Below are 3,013 nucleotides of genomic sequence, written 5' to 3'. Positions count from 1 at the left end.
CAGACCCCCTGTCTCTGGCGAACCCAGGATTGCCATTGCCTTCCGATGCGATCCCTATGTTCTGGCTGCCTTCCGCGCCTCCGGCCCGGGCTGGCAAACACGCATGAACGCGGCGTTGGCCGATTGGCTGAAAGGGCATACGCCGGCGGAACTGCCGGTCTAAAACAGGTGAGCGCAAGGAGGCTGTCGCTTCCATGATCGTACTCGTCACCGGCGCGTCCAATGGCATTCTTTTGAATTCTCCATGCGTCGGCCGGCGGCGTTCAACCGTTCGCTAAAACCGCCTCTGTTCAATGGCCGGCGTCGGCACTGGGGTCGGCAGCCGTCTGCTCAGCGCCTAAAGCTTCAATGTCTGACACTTCCAAAAAATCCTGCCGAAACCGTTCTCGGAGTGATGCGCTCAGCTCGATATTCTCTGCATGCCAGGCTTGATGAATCACAGAGGCCAGATCATGAAACAGAGACACCAGCTCGCTGCATGGCAGCTCATAAAAGCAATTCAGAATGTCTTCCAGGCTTGGATGGGCACACTTATTTTCGTAAATCTGTTGCGTCAGCGCTTCTTGGGTCAGGTTTGGCATGGCATTCCTCTTGTGATCTCTTTCGAGCACAACAGACCGATGTGCTCATAGGTCGTATCGTCGCTCGATCCGAAGAGAAACGTATGAAAAATAACCACACGAATTCTGCGTGATTTCAACGTGCAGTTGAGGTTTATTAGGAAACCGCTGTCATATCAACGTTTCAGTTGAATTATATATTGATCAGGGAAACAAATATCAAAAAATTAGAGTTAGTGTTCAGTCAGTAAAATTATTTTTTCGACTGGAGAAAACATTATGAATGCGGCTCAAATTTTGTCCAATCTAAACAGTGGTCGCGGAACAATTAGCTGCAGTGGCGAATTCTTATCTGATTTTTTAGAAAGCTATTCTGACGCAGGCCATGTAAGAGACGCATGTACGAGAAAACATCTTCTGGCCAACCATTATGAGGCTATCTATAACGGATTAGAATCCATTGACGATTTAATCAACGTTACCCCTCGCGAGATTTGGATAGACGATATACGTCAGAGGAAGTCTAAATTGAATTTGGATTCTGCCATAATATGTTCTGAACTCGATAATGTGAAACGGACCGAGGAACTTGAAAATCGAGTCTTGTTAACGAAACGCTCTGCCAACTTTAATTGGCCCCACCTGTATGTTAATGGCTTGATGAAGCTTGAGCGTATAAACATAATCCCCATTTCAAGCGCAAGCGGAGATAAAAAAAGAGTCATTGCATTTCTGACTATTTTCCAGGATTTAACGCCACGGCTGTCTTTAGATAGGTTGTTTTATCTCTATCAAGGATTTTTTCCTGTCTCTAACCGAAAGGCAATTCAGCATTTATTACGGCATCTGGAATTAGATCATTGTTTCGATCCTCTGAGTCCACTCACTTGTAAGGAAATACAGATTTTACTTGCCATGTGCAAATCTTCTCAATGTAAAGTTCTTGCCAAACAATTTGATGTTTCCGCTCCAACCATGAGTAATCACATCACCCATATTCGGGAAAAAATAGTCAGCCCGTTTACCCTACACCATGTTCTCTCTAAACTGCGCACAACAGGTAAAAACCTCATAACAAGCACTGATTTTTATTAAGAAACCCTTATGCAACAAAAAATAAACGTCAAGAATTTTTATATATTTGATTCAATGACATTTGAATACATAGATAATTTCGAGCAGCATTTCTTATGCTTTTCTCATGAACAATCATATTGTCCGTGCCTGGCGTGTAATTAGAGCAGCAGCTACCCTTCCTGTCGGGCTGGTGGCTTGTGGTGCATATGCAAATGGTTTGACAAAGTACTCTTTACCGATGAAATTCCTCACATATTGCGCTGAAGCCTCTCCAAAAGGGTTTGACCCTGGTAGAAGTGAAGCGAGTACAGAATTTACGTTGACGGCAACGGTCTTTAACCGTCTGCTTGAATACAATCGCACAAATATAAACAAAATCGAACCCAGTCTCGCTGAAAAGTGGGACATTTCCCCTGACGGCCGAGTCTATACTTTTTATCTCCGGCGCAACGTAAAATTCCATACAACGCCGTGGTTCAAGCCCACGCGCGACCTCAACGCGGAAGATGTGGTCTTTACCTTCGAGCGGATGCGCAATCCAAATATACCGTTCCGCAAGGCATATCCGACCGAATTTCCCGAATTTCAGGGCTTGGAGACGGTCATTTCTAAAATTGAAGCGCCCGATCTTTATACCGTGCGTTTTGCGCTGAATACCGTTTATGCACCGTTTCTATCTAAGCTGGTAATGCCCTTTGCATCAATTGTATCGGCCGAATACGCGCAGCAATTGCTGGAAAAGGGTAAGCCATCAGAGATCAATCAGAAGCCGGTTGGCACTGGCCCGTTTATTTTCCGCAAATATGATAAAGATTCAACCCTTGTGTTCGACGGCAATCTAGAATATTGGAAGCCTGAGGATGTGCGCTTGTCCAGACTGATATTTGCTATCACGCCGGATGCCGCCGTGCGGGCGCAAAAACTGATCAAGAATGAATGTCAGGTTAGCGCTGTTCCGCGTTCCTCTGATATCGCAATGCTGCGGAAAGTGCCCCACCTCCGAGTATTAAGCCAGTCAGGTTTCAGTATGGGTTATCTGGCGTACAACATGACGCATCCGCCGCTTGACGATGTGCGAGTACGCCGTGCGCTGGATACGGCGATAGATAAAAAGACGATTATTGATGCGGTTTACGGAGGCGGAGGCCATGCAAAAATCGCGGTTTCTCTGATGCCGCCGATGCAATGGTCATATAATAAAACACTGCAAGATACGCCGCGCGACTTAAAACAAGCAAAGGAATTGTTGGCGCAGGCAGGTTATCCGAATGGTTTTACCCTTTCACTCTGGGCGATGTCAGAACAGCGGCCCTATAACCCGAACGCCCGCTTGATGGCTCAAATGATCCAGGCGGATTGGGAAAAGATCGGCGTGA

4 protein-coding genes are annotated in these 3,013 nt (G+C 46.3%); 3 read left to right on the top strand and 1 reads right to left on the bottom strand.

Annotated elements, in window-relative coordinates:
- Positions 1-28 precede the first annotated feature (28 nt).
- Entirely contained in the window at positions 29-163 is a 135-nt protein-coding gene (locus CAGGBEG34_RS11985) for a BrnA antitoxin family protein (protein ID WP_081463817.1), read from the top strand.
- A gap of 127 nt (positions 164-290) precedes the next feature.
- On the opposite strand, the gene CAGGBEG34_RS08800 is transcribed toward CAGGBEG34_RS11985, so the two are convergent.
- Positions 291-581 (bottom strand): hypothetical protein, encoded by a 291-nt coding sequence (locus CAGGBEG34_RS08800; RefSeq protein WP_006683302.1) that lies wholly within the window; start codon positions 579-581, stop codon positions 291-293.
- Positions 582-839: 258 nt separating this feature from the next.
- Between CAGGBEG34_RS08800 and CAGGBEG34_RS08795 the strand changes: the two genes are divergently transcribed.
- Positions 840-1,655 (top strand): hypothetical protein, encoded by an 816-nt coding sequence (locus tag CAGGBEG34_RS08795; protein ID WP_006683301.1) that lies wholly within the window; start codon positions 840-842, stop codon positions 1,653-1,655.
- Positions 1,656-1,875: 220 nt separating this feature from the next.
- The coding region (locus tag CAGGBEG34_RS08790) for an ABC transporter substrate-binding protein (protein ID WP_102033318.1) at positions 1,876-3,013 on the top strand (1,138 nt) is incomplete at its 3' end.

Source organism: Candidatus Glomeribacter gigasporarum BEG34, assembly GCF_000227585.1.
GTDB classification, from domain to species: domain Bacteria; phylum Pseudomonadota; class Gammaproteobacteria; order Burkholderiales; family Burkholderiaceae; genus Glomeribacter; species Glomeribacter gigasporarum_B.
This window is presented reverse-complemented; position numbering and strand designations above follow the sequence as displayed.